Annotated in this window: 15 protein-coding genes (1 of these 15 only partly in view); 8 read left to right on the top strand and 7 right to left on the bottom strand. The window is 46.5% G+C overall.

All coding sequences use genetic code 11. The features are described from left to right. The 3 genes from PSE6802_RS0105520 to PSE6802_RS0105510 form a co-directional block, all read right to left on the bottom strand. A protein-coding gene (locus PSE6802_RS0105520) for a glycosyltransferase family 4 protein (protein WP_019499057.1) crosses the window boundary here: on the bottom strand, positions 1-1,072 show its 5' portion. The gene continues 230 nt to the left of window position 1, outside the view; the window shows 1,072 of its 1,302 coding nt (coding positions 1-1,072); it begins with the start codon at positions 1,070-1,072; the stop codon falls past the left edge of the window. Positions 1,073-1,258: 186 nt separating this feature from the next. Next, on the bottom strand, positions 1,259-2,239 hold the full coding sequence (locus tag PSE6802_RS27920; protein WP_019499056.1) for a glycosyltransferase family 2 protein: 981 nt from the start codon (positions 2,237-2,239) through the stop codon (positions 1,259-1,261). A gap of 18 nt (positions 2,240-2,257) precedes the next feature. After that, positions 2,258-3,346, bottom strand: coding sequence for an ABC transporter ATP-binding protein (locus tag PSE6802_RS0105510; protein ID WP_019499055.1), 1,089 nt, complete (start codon positions 3,344-3,346; stop codon positions 2,258-2,260). A 153-nt stretch (positions 3,347-3,499) separates the two neighbouring features. Between PSE6802_RS0105510 and PSE6802_RS27915 the strand changes: the two genes are divergently transcribed. The 4 genes from PSE6802_RS27915 (at position 3,500) to PSE6802_RS0105490 (ending at position 5,463) form a co-directional block, all read left to right on the top strand. After that, positions 3,500-3,760 (top strand): hypothetical protein, encoded by a 261-nt coding sequence (locus PSE6802_RS27915; protein ID WP_156815439.1) that lies wholly within the window; start codon positions 3,500-3,502, stop codon positions 3,758-3,760. Between the two features lie 264 nt (positions 3,761-4,024). After that, the gene (locus PSE6802_RS0105500) at positions 4,025-4,435 is read left to right on the top strand and encodes a VOC family protein (protein ID WP_019499053.1); all 411 of its coding nucleotides are present in this window, start codon (positions 4,025-4,027) and stop codon (positions 4,433-4,435) included. Positions 4,436-4,469: 34 nt separating this feature from the next. Continuing rightward, positions 4,470-4,988, top strand: a complete 519-nt coding sequence (locus PSE6802_RS0105495; RefSeq protein WP_019499052.1) for a VOC family protein — start codon at positions 4,470-4,472, stop codon at positions 4,986-4,988. A 43-nt stretch (positions 4,989-5,031) separates the two neighbouring features. Then, the gene (locus PSE6802_RS0105490; RefSeq protein WP_019499051.1) at positions 5,032-5,463 is read left to right on the top strand and encodes a YciI family protein; all 432 of its coding nucleotides are present in this window, start codon (positions 5,032-5,034) and stop codon (positions 5,461-5,463) included. Positions 5,464-5,496: 33 nt separating this feature from the next. On the opposite strand, the gene PSE6802_RS0105485 is transcribed toward PSE6802_RS0105490, so the two are convergent. Next, positions 5,497-6,537 carry a glutathione S-transferase family protein gene (locus PSE6802_RS0105485; RefSeq protein WP_019499050.1) on the bottom strand — a complete coding sequence of 347 codons (1,041 nt, stop codon included), beginning with the start codon at positions 6,535-6,537 and terminating at the stop codon, positions 5,497-5,499. Positions 6,538-6,542: 5 nt separating this feature from the next. After that, positions 6,543-7,550: a glycosyltransferase gene (locus tag PSE6802_RS0105480; RefSeq protein WP_019499049.1), complete on the bottom strand. Its 1,008-nt coding sequence runs from the start codon at positions 7,548-7,550 to the stop codon at positions 6,543-6,545. A gap of 72 nt (positions 7,551-7,622) precedes the next feature. On the opposite strand from PSE6802_RS0105480, the gene PSE6802_RS35220 reads away from it, so the two are divergent. Further along, positions 7,623-7,751 carry a hypothetical protein gene (locus PSE6802_RS35220; protein WP_263970314.1) on the top strand — a complete coding sequence of 43 codons (129 nt, stop codon included), beginning with the start codon at positions 7,623-7,625 and terminating at the stop codon, positions 7,749-7,751. 85 nt (positions 7,752-7,836) lie between these two features. Here the strand turns inward: PSE6802_RS35220 and PSE6802_RS0105475 are convergent, their stop codons facing one another. Both PSE6802_RS0105475 and PSE6802_RS0105470 read right to left on the bottom strand, forming a co-directional pair. Next, positions 7,837-10,866 (bottom strand): AAA family ATPase, encoded by a 3,030-nt coding sequence (locus tag PSE6802_RS0105475; RefSeq protein WP_019499048.1) that lies wholly within the window; start codon positions 10,864-10,866, stop codon positions 7,837-7,839. 124 nt (positions 10,867-10,990) lie between these two features. Continuing rightward, positions 10,991-12,067, bottom strand: a complete 1,077-nt coding sequence (locus PSE6802_RS0105470) for a hypothetical protein (RefSeq protein WP_019499047.1) — start codon at positions 12,065-12,067, stop codon at positions 10,991-10,993. A gap of 44 nt (positions 12,068-12,111) precedes the next feature. Between PSE6802_RS0105470 and PSE6802_RS0105465 the strand changes: the two genes are divergently transcribed. The 3 genes from PSE6802_RS0105465 (at position 12,112) to PSE6802_RS30810 (ending at position 16,708) form a co-directional block, all read left to right on the top strand. Beyond that, on the top strand, positions 12,112-12,903 hold the full coding sequence (locus PSE6802_RS0105465) for an IS5 family transposase (RefSeq protein WP_019498649.1): 792 nt from the start codon (positions 12,112-12,114) through the stop codon (positions 12,901-12,903). Between the two features lie 220 nt (positions 12,904-13,123). Further along, the gene (locus tag PSE6802_RS30815) at positions 13,124-14,341 is read left to right on the top strand and encodes a pentapeptide repeat-containing protein (RefSeq protein ID WP_019499046.1); all 1,218 of its coding nucleotides are present in this window, start codon (positions 13,124-13,126) and stop codon (positions 14,339-14,341) included. Positions 14,342-14,425: 84 nt separating this feature from the next. Next, positions 14,426-16,708 (top strand): hypothetical protein, encoded by a 2,283-nt coding sequence (locus PSE6802_RS30810; RefSeq protein ID WP_019499045.1) that lies wholly within the window; start codon positions 14,426-14,428, stop codon positions 16,706-16,708. Positions 16,709-16,774 lie beyond the last annotated feature (66 nt).

Genomic DNA, 16,774 nt, shown 5'->3' with positions numbered 1-16,774 from the left:
GGTGGGCAATTTGCTTGGGGTTAAAGAAATCTACAAGTAGTCCGTTCTCACCATCGCTAATCACTTCTCTTACAGGTGGAGTATCGGAACCGATGACGAGGCATCCAGTTGACATGGTTTCAATCATCGACCAGGAAAGGACAAAGGGTCGGGTAAGGTATACGTGAACTGATGAAGCTTGAATTACTTTTAAATAATGAGAATAGGGAAGCGGCCCCGTAAAATGTACTCGCGACATATCAAGCGGTACTTTCTCTAGCATTAAGTCTTTGTAGGTTGTGCCTTGGGGTGCGGCTTTACCATAGCAAACGCGATTTTCGCCTACGATGACAGCGTGGCAGTTGGGGCGCATTTTCTGTAAATGTCCTATGGCTTCGATAAATTGTGGGAAGCCTCGATATGGTTCCATTCCCCGCGCTACATAGGTAACAATTTCGTCAACATGAGATAGATCGAGATCGGGGATTACTAGCTTAGCATTGGGAAGTGGCTGGAAGTAATCGGTATCTACACCATCGTGGAGAACAGAGATTTTGGAATGAAATATAGCGGGAAACTGAGATTTTTGCCAGTGTGTGGGAGATAGCCCCCAATCGCTTGCCGCTAAATCCATCAGAATGGGGGTATTTTTGGTGCGAATGCGGGGGTAGTCGTCTGCTGAGAGGGGATCGGTGGGGTCGAAATCGGCATCCGAGCCGCGCCCGTGGTAGTACCATTCAAAGTAACAAAGTAGGGGCGTGTCTGGATATACATCCTTGACGTAGAGAGTCGGTCCCCAACCCGAGTGACCGCAGATAATATCGGGAGTGAAGCCTGCTGCTTTTAGATCTATGCACATGCGATAAACAGCTTGTCCGTGTAGTACGGCACTTTCTTGAGTGCGGACATAGTGATGCGTTTCAGCTCTAGCTTCTCGTAATACTTGAAAGTAGACTTTTTGCACTCCAGCAATACTAGAATCGTTCTGCGTTCTAGTCCCAAAAACGACTTTGTTTTTGGGGTCTTTACCAAACACAGTTGCCACATGGCGGTACTGAGCCGGAAAGTTAGGATGAAGAAACAAGATTCGCATGTTTTGTACTTTTGGGAGTGCTATATGTAGGTCAACAGAGATTATAGTTCTGAGTAAGGTCAATTAGTTAATAGCCGTAGACAGATCTGTTAGGACAGGGGGTGTGGGAGCTGCGCTCCCACGCAGGGGTGGAACCCCTGCACCCCGTCCTAAGCCTATTGGCCATAGCTATAATCTTTGCCTAGGCTATGACCGTGAAATTACTGGAGGCAAGTCTTGCCAGGGCATAAAGAGAAAACGACAAGCATCAACAGTCAATACACCGATTTGTTGCAGGCGGTGCCAGCGATGGTGTCTGATGCTTCCAAGACATTCTCTTATTAGGCTTTGCCATAGATGCAAGTAAATATTCCTGCGTATGGTTAGAGTAATACTCTTATAGGTAGGGTGGAAGACAAGCTTGAGCCATACTTGGTAAATTTCTGCCCAGATCCGATCTTGAGCCACATTTGTATTGGTGGTTTGCTGGTGATGAATGCGGAATGTAGCTAGCTCTCGATCCACAAAAGCAACCTGGTGATGTGCCGCGATCCGGAGCCACATTTCCAGATCGCAGAACTGACGCAGCGATCGGTCAAATAGCCCTAATTTGTTAAATACAGTGCTTTTAATTAGTACACTGGTTGGTTCGCCAATTTTATTGTCGGGCTGGCGTAAGAAGTTGCGATCGCTAATCAAATTAATTCCAGCCTGTATGGGTTGCAGGTTGTGCCAGGCTTGGTGCAGATCGTGCAGCCATTGTTTCGCGGGAGGTAATATCTCCGAATTACCATAAAGCAACTTGCGACGACCGAACACTAGACCGATGTCGCGATCTTGTTGGGCAGCTTTGACCATACACTCAAGGCAATCAGGTGTTAACAAGTCATCTTGAAATAGGAATTTAATGTATGCGGGCGGGTCGTTGGTTTGGGTTGTGTATTCCACGCAATAGTTCCAGTTCTCAACCAGACCATAGCGTTCGTGCTGCAACAGGACAATGGGGACAGAGGATTTTTGCTGCCAGGTTTGGGCGATCGCTACCGTATTATCCGTGGAGCGATCGTCGGAAATAATGATGTCAAAGTTGGGATAAGTTTGGGCAACGGCACTAGCGATCGCGCTATCTAAGAATTCCGCACCATTATAGGTGGGGATGCAAATGCTAACTTTCGGGAAAGACTCCATAAAATTATGGTTATGCTGTTATGACAAGCGATCGCCAGTATGCGAATCGAATAAGTATAGTTGTTCCAGTTGTAGTTGAACTGAGATTGGCTCGTTGGGGCGGATGGGGAGATTGCCCATCACTTTAATTTGCAGAATCTGGCTGGGGTCGTCAGGCAAGCAGGCTCGGATTAGGGTTTCGCTGCCCAGGGGTTCTACTACGATCGCTTTTAGGTATAGTGCGATGGCGTTTGAATTGGATTGACTAAAGCATAAATGTTCGGGGCGGATGCCTAGTTTGACGGTTTTTTCCTGAGCCGATCTCAGGAGCGATTGCCATGCTTCCGGACAGGGAATAGTTTGCTCGCCGATCGCAAAAGCATCGTGCCTGCATGTGGCTGTAATGATATTCATCGGCGGGCTACCCAAAAAGGTGGCAACCATAAGGTTATGGGGTTGCTCGTAGACTTCCATAGGCGTGCCAATTTGCTGGATGCGTCCCTTGTCAAGTACCACGATCCGATCTGCCATCGTCATGGCTTCAGTTTGGTCGTGGGTGACGTAAATCATCGTAATTCCAAGATTCTGATGCAGGAGCTTGAGTTCGGCACGGGTATCGTCGCGCAATTGGGCATCAAGGTTGGATAGGGGTTCGTCTAGCAAAAATACCTGTGGGTTTCTGGCGATCGCTCGACCGAGGGCAACCCGTTGCTGTTGTCCGCCAGATAGCTGCGTGGGTTTGCGCTGGAGGAGATGGTCGATCCCTAGCGACTTGGCAACAGAGAGGACGCGATCGTCAATGGTTTGCGGCTCGGCTCGGCGCATGCGCAGGCCGAATGCCAGATTCTCTGCCACGGTCATGTGGGGATAGAGGGCATAGTTCTGGAACACCATAGCAACATCGCGCTGGCGAGCGGGAATTTGGTTCACCAGGCGATCGCCGATATAAATATTGCCAGATGTTGGGGCTTCCAATCCGGCGATCGTGCGCAGGATGGTGGACTTACCACAACCCGATGGGCCGACCAACACCCAAAATTCGCCATCGGGGATGGCTAAATTAATGTCTTCAATAACGTCAGTACTTTGCCATCTTTTGGTAATTTTCTCTAGCCGTACCTGCGCCATGCTGCTTTCTCATAGTTTTCGCCATTGTAGCAACCATAGCAGAATGGCACTGAAATAAGCCAAGAACTCCAGTTCTTGGCTCAGAGCTAAACGTTAAGTGTCGCGATCGCAGGTGAGTCAAGATATAGCTATGGCCAATAGGCTTAGGACGGGGTGCAACGTTCAAAACTCTCAATGGGCACTGCGGCAAAAAAGCTCGGCACCTCGTTTGATATTTTTCCCCCCGGTAAGCGCGTCTGCCCCGATCGCCTTCATCGCGCACAAGAAGAACTGTTTGTTGTTGAAGGTACCGAAACGCTGCGAATCGATCGCCTGGTTAGCGTCGTTGACGGCATTCTCGTTGATAAGACAGTGTTGATCACGACTTGGAAGGTTATTTTGAAAACCTTACCAAATAAGGGTCTCAGAGGATGAGCACTTTAGCCTTTTCAACGAGGATACTGGGTTTCAGCCCTGTAACTGAGTGCTAACCTTCCAAGTCGTGTGTTGATGGGTAAGTTCGGCGGCTAACTCAACCCCGCACTAGAGAACAATGCTGAACCCAAAAGCAAAAAATTTTGCCGACTTGTCGATCGCGCGAACATCTATTCGACTAAATGGTAGAGCAAGGATTCAAAGTCAATTGACTGAATCAAAATCCTGCCTAGAACTTCAAATGAATTTCCAAAGGAGAAAACAATGGCTACTAAAATCTTCGTGAACCTACCCGTCAAAGATCTCAACAAATCTGTGCAGTTCTTTACTAAACTCGGCTATGAGTTTAATCCCCAATTTACTGACGAGAATGCCACTTGCATGATTGTGGCTGAGGATATATTTGTGATGCTTCTAGTTGAGAAATATTTCAAGACCTTTACTCCCAAGGAAATTTGCGACACAACCAAAAGTGCAGAAGTACTTGTAGCTTTATCTTTTGAGAGTCGCGCCGAAGTCGATGCCATCGTTGCCAAAGCGATCGCTGCGGGTGGAAGCACTTACAATGAGCCAAAAGACCACGGTTTTATGTATCAGCATGGATTCCAAGATTTAGATGGGCACATTTGGGAAGTCTTTTTCATGGAACCCAGTGCGATCGAGCAAGCAGCTTAAAATCTAATTCCACATTGTTACAAAGGAGGTATGTATGGCAGATCTGACAGATAAAGCATCGATTCGAGCAAAGATCGCCCCATGTTTGTGGTTTGACGACCAAGCTGAAGAGGCGGCAAAGTTTTATACCACGATTTTTGAAAATTCGAAGATCGTCAATATATCTCGCTATGGAGAAGCTGGGCAGGAAGTTCACGGACAACCGCCAGGAACCGTAATGGCTGTCTCATTTGAGCTAAATGGACAGGCGTTTGCAGCCCTCAATGGCGGCCCACAATTCAAATTCAACGAGGCCATTTCATTCCAAGTCAAATGCGAGACCCAGGCAGAAGTGGACTATCACTGGGAGAAGCTTTCTGAGGGCGGAGATAAAACAGCACAGCAGTGCGGCTGGCTCAAAGATAAATACGGTGTTTCTTGGCAAATCATTCCCAAAGTTTTGTTCGAGATGCTCGATGATGCCGATACGGGAAAATCCCAACGAGCAATGACAGCAATGCTGCAAATGAAGAAGATCGACATCAAGGAACTAGAGCGGGCGTATGCTGGATAGCAGTGAGTTTGGCTGTAACAAAGGATTTTAAGGAGATTGCACAATGAAAGTAATGGTGATGGTTAAAGCAACCCAAGACTCTGAAGCGGGCGTGATGCCCAGCGAACAGCTTTTGACTGAAATGGGTCAGTACAACGAAGAGCTGGTGAAGGCAGGGATTATGCTTGATGGTGAGGGATTGCATCCCAGTTCCAAAGGAGTGCGAGTTCGATTCTCAGGCGCGAATCGGAGTGTCACCGATGGCCCCTTCACTGAGACAAAAGAATTAGTGGCTGGTTTTTGGATCTGGCGCGTACAGTCAATGGAAGAAGCGATTGAATGGGTGAAGCGCTGTCCAAACCCGATGCCAGGAGAATCTGAAATCGAGATTCGCCCAATTTTTGAAGCAGATGACTTCGGTGCAGAATTCACAGCCGAACTTAGAGAACAGGAAGATCGCATCCGCGAGGCGACTGAAAAGCTGAGAAACTCTTAGATTGTCTGCATCAATGCAAGGAAGCGAGCGTTACTATATATGGATATCTGGCCCTAGGGGAATAATTCCGCCAGGGTTGAGTGGAAAAAGATTGCCATAGTAATCTCGCTTCACGCTTTCGAGATCGCAGGTGCTGGCTACGCCTGGGAGCCGATACAGAGCGCGCAGATAGACACTGAGGTGCGGGTAGTCCTGGATGCGCCGCAGATTGCACTTAAATAAGCCGTAATAGGCAATATCAAATCGAAATAGTGTTGTGAACAGGCGGATATCGGCTAAGGTGAGGCGATCGCCGCAGAGATAGCTCTGCTGGCCAAGTAATTCATCCAATTCATCCAGGGTAGCGAACAATTCCCGACAGGCGAGATTGTAAGCTGACTGCGTTTGGGCAAAGCCGCAGCGATACACGCCATTGTTGACCGCATGGTAGATTTTGTCATTCAGGCAATCGATCTGTTCGCGCAGTTCCACAGGGTATAAATCCAGATCGGGGTGCTTGGCAAATTGGTTTAACTCCGAGTTCAGGATGACAATAATCTCCGCGCTCTCGTTATTTACGATCTTTTTGGTTTGCTTGTCCCATAACACTGGTACGGTGCAGCGTCCCGTATAACCAGGCTGGGCTAGCTCGTACAAATCCGCCAGACTGCGACAACCCTCTTCAACGCGATCGAATATCCAACCGCCGGACTCCGGTGAAGGAGAGACAGTTGAAATTGATATGGTATCTTCTAAACCTTTGAGCGCTCTCACCACCAGAGTTCGATGCGCCCAGGGGCAACTCATACCCACATAGAGATGATAGCGACCCGTAGCTGGCTGGTAGGGATTATCTGTGTCGGAACTAATGCGATCGCGAAACTGGGTAGTAGGGCGAATATATGCACCGGAGCGATCGCGCGGTGCTAGATTTGACATCATGACTCGCCAGAGGCTCGTCCAACCAAATCTAACTAGCTTAATCAGGGGCTTGGGTGGTAAAGACTTCCCTTTCTTTTTGGGTGCAGTTTCGTTTGGAGGATGGTGCAGCTCTTTATGCTGTTCTTGGGAACGATCGGGAGATTCTGGGTTCATGGTATTTACCTCAGGCCAATCTTCTTTTTTATCTGTGCGAATAGTCTTTGTGCTTTTAATTGCATCACCCTCATAGGAGTCAAATTAGGGATAGGTGAGCCGTAGTGTTGCTCGCGATCGAAAAACCGATCGATTTCTTTCAGGATAACGTTCAGCCGATACACGATATTTTCAGCGCGATATTCTGCTATAAACTCTGTTGATAAAGAGGGTGATGTGTTATTCTCCATTTTAGCAACTGCTTGCAAAATTCGTTGGACATCGTACTCCTTGGCGTAGCCCGCAATTTTATCGCAGTTGAATCCAGGGTCGAGGTAATCGGATAATCCCCCATTAACGCTGGAGAAAACCCAGCAACCGCAGGCGATCGCTTCCATCGGTTGCAGTCCAAATCCTTCGCTAACTCTCTGAGTTGCCCAATATTCAGCGGAATCGTAGAGATATACCTTGGCGCGATTGAACAAGCCTGCTAGATCCTCAACATAGGAGTCAACTACATAGACCCGACAATGTTCCTGCAAGGTGGGAATTAACTCGCGCATCAGATATGTGGAGGATTTTCGAGCTTGCACCAAAACATCAATATCGCGATCGCGATGTAAATTCTGAAACTCATCGCTAATTTGGTTGGGAAGGTAATAGATCGGGGAATTTGGCGATCGCTGTCCCCAATATCCCATCGTATTTCTACTCACCGCAATAATGGGAATATTTGCTGGGAGGGTAAACCCATAGCCAGCACTGTGAGCGTGATAGATTGCATGGTAAGACTTTAGTCTTTTTGCCAGTCTCGCCACATCAAAGCCCCAACTAATGACAAAGATCGCATCATCTAGTTCGCTTTCCCCCAAGAGATCGTCAAGGAATAATCTGCCTTGTTCCCGCTGGCGATACGTTACCACTTCCGCACTACAGATTTGTCTGGCTAGTTCTAAGGTTTTCAACTCCGCCCACAGGCCACCACAGGCAAACTTACCGCCCGTTCCAGGCACCAAAAAGTACAGTTTTCGCATTACACCATTGCTCGACATGTCTAGAGGCTACACTCGTCCACAGGTGCTAATACTACACGATTCTTTCAATGAATGACTAAAAGACTAATCGGCAACAGCAACCAGAACTTTGCGGTTACCAGCACCTCATCAGCTAATTTCAAAGTAGCTGCACCGACAGGCGTTATATCCAGACTGCTCTGGTGCGCGATCGCTAAATAACTCACCTTATGCGGAAGATCCTGAAACTCTCACCCCACCGCGTAGCTAGCGAGGTAAAGGCTCATATTAGCATTGCAAGCAATACCTATATTCCTTGCAGTAAGATCCTGGAGCCTGACTCGGTTTTAGTGACTTCGATTTGAGCGCTGAAGGCTTCCTTGAGATGCGGCATATGCGTAATTACCAGGATGCACTCGAAGTTGGACGAGATCGCGTTGATGGCTGCCACCAGGCGATCGCAACCTTCGCGGTCTTGAGAACCGAAACCTTCATCAATAATTAGAGTCTGCAAGGTTCCGCCTTTGCGCTGTGCCAGCACCCGCGACAGAGCCAGACGGATAGCGAAGTTAATCCGAAATGCCTCGCCACCGGAATAGGTTTCGTAGGGGCGCGTACCGCGATTGTCAGCGATTTCGATTTCCAGAGTGTCAATCAGGCGATCGGCTTTTTTTCCGGCTTTCTGGGTAATGAATCGCACGTGGAACTGATGCTCGGTCAGTTGAGCCAGAATTTGATTTGCTTCCGCCTCAATTTGAGGTAGGACGTTCTCAATGGTCAGAGCTTGAATGCCATTTTTACCAAATGCCTGAGCGAGTTCTTGATGGATAAACTGGCGATAGCGCAACTGTTCGAGTTGGACAACTGTTGCTTTCTCCTGTGCTTTCAGTTTCTCAATCTGCTGCGATGCCTGCTCTAGCTGCCCGATCTGACCGATCGAGCGATCTAAATGCGATCGCCGCTCTTGCAGTTGTAATTGCAGATTTTGGATTTTAGTATTTAATTCCAAATCGCTCAGTTGCGGTGCAATCTGACGAATTTGTCGATCCAGATCGGATAGAGTGGCCTCGATCGCCTGGATTGCAGCCGTGCGATCGCTCAGTAAAGTGCGAGTTTGCTGGAGTTGTTGGATAGCAGCGGGATGCTGCTGGATGGCTGAGCTAAGCTCTTGATGCCGCAGTAGAACAGGTTGTGCTTTCTCCTTTTGGGTGCGAATTTGCTGGTGGGTGGCGGAGTCGTAGTTAATTTGGCGCAAGTTGCGATCGCATTGCTCCAATTTCTGTTGCAATTCCAGATCGATAGCGTTGGTTTCCAGTCGCTGTGCTAATTTGAGGCTCTTTGCTTGCAGTTCGGGCAGCCGTTGTGCGAGACTGGACTGTTTCTGTCGCGCATTCCTTAGCTCCGATAGTTTGATATCTGCCCAGCGCCATCTTTCCACTTCGCCTTTGACAAGAGCGTGGTTTTTCTCGTCGTAGTTGAATTGCGACAGATTGCGATCTACGATCGCCAATTCCGCCTGGGCTTCAGGGCAGAAATCCTGACGAGCGAGGCGATCGCTCAGAGATGCGATTTCAGCTTCGACTTGTTCGAGTGTGAGCCTTGCTTCCTGACTGGCTTGCAATTGAGCTTGCAGATTGCCTTTCTGTTCTAGCAAGCGATTCAAAGGTGCGAGTTCGATTGAGAGCTGGCGATATTCTTCGCGCAAAACTTTGATTTCGCATTCAGATGCCGCCTGCTGTTCCTTAATCAGCCACATTTCCGCCTGCAATTCTTCGTGTTCCGACTCGTGTTTTTGTTTCACCACTGCCCAATGCGCTTCGTCAAGCGGGCGATCGCAGAGCGGACAGGGGGCGTTCGGAGCGCTGAGTTGACCGAGCTTGGCATGAACTTGCTCGAACTTCTCCTGACAGGCAAAGGCACGTTCCTGGAGCCGTTCTAAAAAGTCGCGGCGTTCCAATCCTTTCTCGTGGACTCGTTGCTGATATACCTGCCGCTTTTGTAACAGGTTGATCTCCTGCTCTAGTGCCTGTACCGTCTCCATAATTTGCGACTGGTTGCGATACTGGGTTTGCAATTGCTGGCGGTGGTGTTGCAGTTCGTCCAGGCGAGCGCTCAGCTTTGCCGCATCGCGATCGATCTGTCGCTGCAATGCTTGCCGACGTTGCAGTAATGGCGCGGATTGAGTCTGGAGTTGCTCGACGATTTTAAGTTGTTCCCTCGCTGCCTGTAGTTGCACCTGTGCCGCTTCAATTTCCGGCGCTTTGGCGAGAATCCCTTGTAACTCCTGCTGCTGTTGCACCAGAGATTCGATCTGTGCTTCGTAGTGGCGCAGTTGTCCTTTCAGTTCGCTCTGAAGCGCTGTCACCTGCTGTGCAATCGCACTGTGTTCTTTCGTCAGCTTTTGATATTGCTGCAATTTCTGATTCTGGTTGGCTTCCTGTACGACTAACTGCTGATAGCGCTCGTAGTCTTGCTGAATGCGATCGCTTTGCGCCAGAAGCGCTGCTAAATTCTGTACCTGCTGTTCTTGCTGTTGGGCTTGCCGAGCCAACCGTTCGCTCTCCTGTTGCAACTGCGATCGCTCCCTCTGCTGCCAGGTAATTTGCTGTTGCAGGCGTTGGCGTTCCTGTTGCTGTTGCTCTAGAGATTTCAGTTGCGATCGCTCCGTTTTTTCCTGCTGTTGCTGTGCTGCTAATTCGGCGCGCAACTCCGTTAGCTGTAGAGCGATCGCTTCGCCATCATTAATTTGGGATTGCAGGTTAGCAATGGAATTTTCCAGCGCCTGCGCCTCGCCTTTACAGGTACGGGCAATATCTTTGGCGCGATCGCTGAGATCGTCGTATTGGGAGAGATTCAGAATTTCAGCCAGGACTTGTTTGCGATCGCTGGGACGCTTGAGCATAAATTCATCCGCCCGTCCCTGCCGCAGGTAAGCAGAGTTAATGAACGTATCGTAGTCCAGCTTGAGATGAGACAAAATCGCCTGCTGCGTCGCCCGCAGACCGCGTTCGGTTAGCGATCGGAACTTGCCGTCAGCTCTAACTTGAAATTCTAAGGAACTGGCGCTACCCTTCGGGCGCGTGCGCATAACGCGATATAGTTCCCCCCCCGACAGAAACGTAAAGTCTACCTGTGCTTCTTTGGCACCAACATAAATGATGTCATCTTCAGATTCGGCACGGCTTTGCCCCCAGATTGCCCAGGTCATAGCTTCGAGCAAAGATGACTTACCCGCCCCATTGATGCCGCAAATACAGGCAGTATGCAATCCCGCAAAATCTAAAGTGACTTGCTGGTAGCTTAAGAAATTTCTAATCGTCAGCTTTTGAGGAATCATGAGGCTATGATAGCCGCTTTGACCAAATTTGGTGTAGCAGAAATTTTCTTTGTTTTACGATAATCGATCGAATTTGCGGTGGTGTAGTCACGCCATAGCAAATTATCGACAAGATCGCTTCATCCTATTTCTGAAATTTATTATTGCCAATGCCGAGCAGTATCGGTTTATCAGGGTTTAGTTTAGCTATGCACTTAACATCTGGCGAGATCTTGACAATGGAATAATTAGCAAGGTCTCCCGAAAATAATGCTACTGTGAAATTCAGGCTTCCATCTAATTCTCTTACTCCAATGGAATATTCCTTGGGTACGGTCACGACGGGGCGGAATCTGCCTTTAAATGCTACAGCGATACTTTTATCTTTGACAATCCATAGCTGTTGGGAGTCAGTTGGGAAGGCGAATAATTGCCACACATGATTCATTAATTCCTCTGGAACTGCGATCGGAACTAATGTGGGGCCTGCTTTTAATTCAAAAATTGCTTTTGGGTCTTGATTTTTAGCTAGAAAAGTCCTCAGACTACCAGTTTCACCATAAATCCTCCAATTGCGAGCTTCAGCCATGAGAGGGGTAAGAGTAATGCCATCATAGAAAAGATACTTGCCTGCATTATCTGTAAACAAAACGCCGCGAGGGTTTAAAACATCTTGAACCCATCTAAACCCTTTTAACTCTGGAGGCAGATTTTTGAGTTCCCCTGCTACCATCTCAAATGAGACTTGGTCTGGGAACCCCAGGAGTGTGGGGCGATACCCAGTAATAAAGGCGCGATCGAGCGTCGAACTATAAGTTGCTCCTACGCTTCTGCAGAAGCCAAAGAAATTCCACAGGTACGAGCATGGTTCATCTTTAAGATCGGGCAGTTCCACTGGCGTTCCAAATGCAGGCGGATTGGTATTAACTTTAACCATATAGTCGATATCTGCTCCATCGATCCACAGCCATCCACTTTTGCCCAGAGCAAGAGATTCAATATTAAACTCACGTTGTCGAGCAGGCACAGATGAGAGATATTCCGTATCTTCTAAACGCCTCTTTAGGTATACTTTATCAGTTGATGAGTCAATATAAAGCGATTTCCCATCAACTGATATATTTAGTTGGTAAGGCTTGTATTCTTGTTCTTGCTTTGGTTTAGGATCTTTGACGACGCAATAGGAACTTAGAAGCCATTTAGGAAGTAAAAGGCGCACCAAAAGCAGGTATAAATACTGATGAAGTCTAGTATAAACCTGAAGAGATGCGCCGATCCTATAATACCGATTTATCCAACCAAGAATGGGAAATTATCGCACCCATGCTACCCAAACCATCAAAATGGGGTAGGCCACCCAAAACAAATATGCGAGAGTTACTGAATGCCATTTTCTATATACTCAAAAATGGTTGTACATGGCAGAATCTACCCCATGACTTTCCGCCTTACTCAACGGTCTATTTCTACTGGCAAAGGTGGGAAAGAACTGGGCTACTGGAGGAGATTAATCGCAAATTGAGCCAACAATTTAGGGAAAAGGTTAGTAAAGAGGCGACCCCAAGCTTGGTGAGTATCGATAGCCAGAGTGTGAAGACAACAGAAAGTGCGGGCAGTCGAGGTTTTGATGGCGGTAAGCAAATCAAGGGCAGAAAACGCTTCGCTATGGTTGACACCTTGGGCTTAGTTGTAAAGGTGTTGGTGTGTGCAGCTAACATCGGTGAAAGAGCAGGAGCTAAGCAGTTGTTACAGAATCTCACATCTCCATTACCACGATTAGAGAAAATTCTGGTTGATGCTGGATTCTCTGGTGATGAAATCACACAATGGGTCAACGACAACTTCGGATGGCTTTGGGAAGTTAGCAAACGGGCAGACAATCAGAAAGGTTTTGTAGTGGAGTCAAAGCGTTGGGTGGTAGAGCGAACCTTTGCTTGGTTAGGTAATTGTCGTAGACTAAGCAAGGATTATGAATTTTATGAGCAAATGTCTGAATCGTTTATTTACTTGGCTTTAATCCGCAAAATGCTAAGAAATCTGGCAACTGCGACTTCCTAAATGGGTTCTTAGATCTCCGGCAAGGGTGTATGGTGTGATACAAGACGCAAAAGCTATAACTATGAAGAAACTTGTTGCTTTGATAGTCAAGATCTGACGGAAGATCGTATTTCCAAGGTGAAAAGTTTTGTAAAACATCATAATTCTGGCAACTTGCGGGTTGAGAGGTTTATGAACTGTTCTCAATTTCGATATATTGTTTGTTGATATCACAACTGTAATGTACATTTCACCCAATCGGGCGATCGCTTTTGCCATTAGAGGGGTAAAGTCTAACCAATGGCATGATAATAACCCACAGCTTTGCTATCTCATTAATCAAAAAGGTATCGCGAAGAAATATCTTGAGGTAAAAATAGTGAAAAGCATTAACTTATTGTTTTCAGTATGCTTATTGTTCCTAGCATTTCCAGCATTTGCTGGAAATGACAGCATAGTTTCCGTAGAAGAGCAAAAGTTCATGAGTTCTTTGCCTAAAAAATATGGTTGCTGGATAGGGACTTCGGACTTATCTCAAAAGGAAAACTTTGCAGCTAGTTTAAATAACTGTAAAGAAGAAGTAACAAAAAAGGCTGCATCAGTGGGCATCGGACGTTTAGTTCATGAGGCGGATCTGAGATACTTTACAGCTTTACAACGAAAGTTTCCTATCCCTAAGCCTAACCCCGACGATTTAAAGCAGCTTAAAACCAAGCGAAAATGTCCTGGATGTGACTTGCGAGGAGCAGATTTGACTTTGTCTTCTTGGTCTTCTGAGATTATAGACGAATGTGCGTCCCCCTCTGCCAGTAACTGCTCTCAACTCATACTAGATAACGACATAGGAGATTTAAGCTCAGCTAATCTTAGCTCTGCCAACCTATCTCGTAGGTCTGTTAGGGGCATTAGTTTGTCACGCGCTAATCTGAGATTTGCTAATTTGACCCTTGCAAGCATGGGTAACATTAACTTCATGGGAGCAGATTTAAGGAATGCTATCTTGAATGGAACAAATCTAGTGGCAGCCAATTTGCAAAAAGCCAATCTCGAAGGAGCTTTTTTACCAGGAGCAAAATTAGTAAAAGCAGATTTACGAGGAGCTAACTTGCAAAATGCTAGTTTGCTCTATGCAAACCTGGAAGGGGCAGATTTACGAGGAGCTAACTTGCAAAATGCTAGTTTGCCCTATGTAGGTTTACAAGGGGCAGATTTGAGAGGGGCAGATTTACGAGGGGCAGATTTAAGAAGTGCAACTCTTTCAAAAGCTAACTTACTTGGTGCCGATCTTAGAGGAACTATGGTTACTAAAGGCAGAAAGCTAAATCCCTCTATAACTGCGGGTTCTTTAGGTATTTGCTACGCCATTCTCCCTAAAAATATCGAAGCAGAAATGGATTGCGTAAATCCAAACCCTACTGGCCCATTTCCAAACTGGTATCTCCGTTTAAGAGGGAAATAGAAATCTTATCAAACTTATTGATAGGAACTAAGCACGTCAATATTGCTGAGAATATTCACCAATTCTATCTTTGAGGATACAAAAATGCCACTGAATATAAAGATTAACTTCGATCAATTTAATTCTCCATTATTTGATAAAAACACGACTGATGGTGGACTAGCGCGAGCAGCAGTTGTAGCCGCCGCAGCTAAATGGGAAAGCTATCTCACAAACGAGGAATTTACTAATATTTCTGTGAAGGAATCGCAAAGCGACACTACCAACCGTCAATTTAAGGTTGTTAATCCAACCAATGTAGGTTCTAATGCTAATTTTAACTTCACCCCAGTTACATTATCCTCAGATATCGATGATATTCTGATCTATGTTGGCACAGAAGCAAACAACTCTCTCTTTAATCTGGGAGGAACATATGTAGGAGTAATACCTATAAGTGCTTCAGCTCGTCCTTCTTTTACAACAAGGCTTGGAGGCGAGCAGACGTATCAACCTTTTATATCAACAATTTCTTTTAAGGATCTTTCCTCAACGCCTAATAAATGGTGGGTCGATAGTACTCAATCAGTGGACATAAGCCAAAAAGTTTCAGTCTTTGACCCTGTCTCTAATCAGACCTATTCACTGAATAAGTATGTCGATCTCTATAGTATTGCTCTTCATGAAATTGGACATGTTCTTGGATATAATGATTCGCCTGCTTACAAGGCAAAACTCGATCTAAATAATCCTCCTCAGCGTTTTTTTAAAGTTTATGATACCACAATTAAGATTCCATTATCTACTAAAGATCTTTTTCATGCTGCTGATAGCGGGCAGTTACCATACGATCTGATGTCAGTAGATGATGCTGTTGTTCAAGTATTTACAGGGGGGAGATTTCTCGCACCCTCAACTGATAATCTGAAAGTGTTAGCATCACTAGGCTACAAAGTCAGTAACTCAGGAGTCCCTATCAATCAAGCAAAAGGAACTCTGGCGAATGATATTTTTTCTTCTACTTCAGCGGCAGATACTCTTGATGCTTTAAGTGGAGATGATCTAGTCTCGGGGGAAGATGGTGATGATGTTATTTCTGGTGGATTGGGAAATGATACCATTCTCGGTAGTAATGGAAATGACAAAATTACCGGAGATAAAGGCCAAGATATTCTTTATGGTGATTATGAATATCTTGGTTTCTCTTCTCTCTCAGGCAATGACACAATAAATGCTGGTGATGAGAATGACTCGCTATATGGTGGCTATGGGAATGACTCTTTAGTTGGAGGAGATGGTGATGATTACCTCGATGGTGGCCCAGGTAAAGACACAATTGATGGAGGGAAGGGTAATGATACTGTAAAAATCGATCCTAACGATCCTATCGTTATCAATGTAGAAAATCGTCAGGCTGCCGCTGGATCGGATGGGAATGATACCTTGTATGGTTCTAAAGGTGATGACATTATTAGAGGTGGCAATGACGCAGATCGCCTGGAGGGACTCGAAGGCAATGATACACTCTATGGTGGCGGAACAAAAGGAGAAACAACTTCTGGAAGTGACACGCTTTTAGGTGGAGACGGCAAAGATCTTTTAGTTGCGAATATCGCTTTCGCCGTCACTCAGAAAGACTTACCCAGTAGCGCTTACACCGCAGGTGAAGATACCCTTGATGGAGGGATTGGCAATGACACCCTTCTAGGAGGAACGAACACCGCAGATAAAACTACCATGTATGGTGGTGACGGCAACGATACTATAGTTGCTCAAAGCGGGCAAGCCTTTATGCATGGCGGTATTGGCAACGATTCGATTAGAGGTGGATCGAATACTACTTTCAACGGTAATACGGCGAATGGCAATGATGGCAATGACACCATCGAAGCAGGTACTGGTGGGATAGCTGCCTCGGGCGATGCTGGTGATGATGTTCTGATTGGTAACACTGCACGCGACTACCTTTGGGGGAACTCAGGCAATGACACGCTCACAGCTAAAAGTGATTACGACACCTTAGATGGTGGTAGTGGCAATGATTACTTAAAAGCTGATGGCAACGGTAATTTCTTAATAGGTGCTGAAGCTTTTGGCACTAATCCTGGGGCAGGCGAAATAGACACTTTAGTTAGTTCTACTGCTGGTTCTACCAATTTCGCACTGGGTTACAGCAGCGTGTTTTGGGTCGGTGGTGGAACTACGGACTACGCTCTAATTCAAGGCTTTAAAACAGGGGATAGTCTTCAAACCCTTAATCTTGGCAGCAGCTACTCTGCAACGCAAGCAGGAGCAAACATCGATATTGCATACAACGGCGATTTGATCGCCATTTTAGAAAACTACAGCAATCTTGATTACATCAAACGGCAACTCAAGATCCCTTAGGCAGATAGTTTGACGGTAGTGGTATAGCAAGTAATGTTTACAGAGGGGTTGTAGGGGCTGCCGCGT

Source organism: Pseudanabaena sp. PCC 6802 (genome assembly GCF_000332175.1).
In the GTDB taxonomy this organism is placed as follows: Bacteria; Cyanobacteriota; Cyanobacteriia; order Pseudanabaenales; family Pseudanabaenaceae; genus PCC-6802.
This window is presented reverse-complemented; position numbering and strand designations above follow the sequence as displayed.

Bases quoted from the DNA above. Each gene is read 5' to 3' on its own strand.
- PSE6802_RS0105495 (WP_019499052.1), top strand. From the start codon at position 4,470: ATGGCAGATCTGACAGATAAAGCATCGATTCGAGCAAAGATCGCCCCA.
- PSE6802_RS0105480 (WP_019499049.1), bottom strand. From the start codon at position 7,550: ATGCGAAAACTGTACTTTTTGGTGCCTGGAACGGGCGGTAAGTTTGCC.
- PSE6802_RS0105485 (WP_019499050.1), bottom strand. From the start codon at position 6,537: ATGAACCCAGAATCTCCCGATCGTTCCCAAGAACAGCATAAAGAGCTG.
- PSE6802_RS0105490 (WP_019499051.1), top strand. From the start codon at position 5,032: ATGAAAGTAATGGTGATGGTTAAAGCAACCCAAGACTCTGAAGCGGGC.
- PSE6802_RS27920 (WP_019499056.1), bottom strand. From the start codon at position 2,239: ATGGAGTCTTTCCCGAAAGTTAGCATTTGCATCCCCACCTATAATGGT.
- PSE6802_RS30815 (WP_019499046.1), top strand. From the start codon at position 13,124: ATGTACATTTCACCCAATCGGGCGATCGCTTTTGCCATTAGAGGGGTA.
- PSE6802_RS0105465 (WP_019498649.1), top strand. From the start codon at position 12,112: ATGCGCCGATCCTATAATACCGATTTATCCAACCAAGAATGGGAAATT.
- PSE6802_RS35220 (WP_263970314.1), top strand. From the start codon at position 7,623: ATGACTAAAAGACTAATCGGCAACAGCAACCAGAACTTTGCGGTTACC.
- PSE6802_RS30810 (WP_019499045.1), top strand. From the start codon at position 14,426: ATGCCACTGAATATAAAGATTAACTTCGATCAATTTAATTCTCCATTA.
- PSE6802_RS0105475 (WP_019499048.1), bottom strand. From the start codon at position 10,866: ATGATTCCTCAAAAGCTGACGATTAGAAATTTCTTAAGCTACCAGCAA.
- PSE6802_RS0105510 (WP_019499055.1), bottom strand. From the start codon at position 3,346: ATGGCGCAGGTACGGCTAGAGAAAATTACCAAAAGATGGCAAAGTACT.
- PSE6802_RS0105500 (WP_019499053.1), top strand. From the start codon at position 4,025: ATGGCTACTAAAATCTTCGTGAACCTACCCGTCAAAGATCTCAACAAA.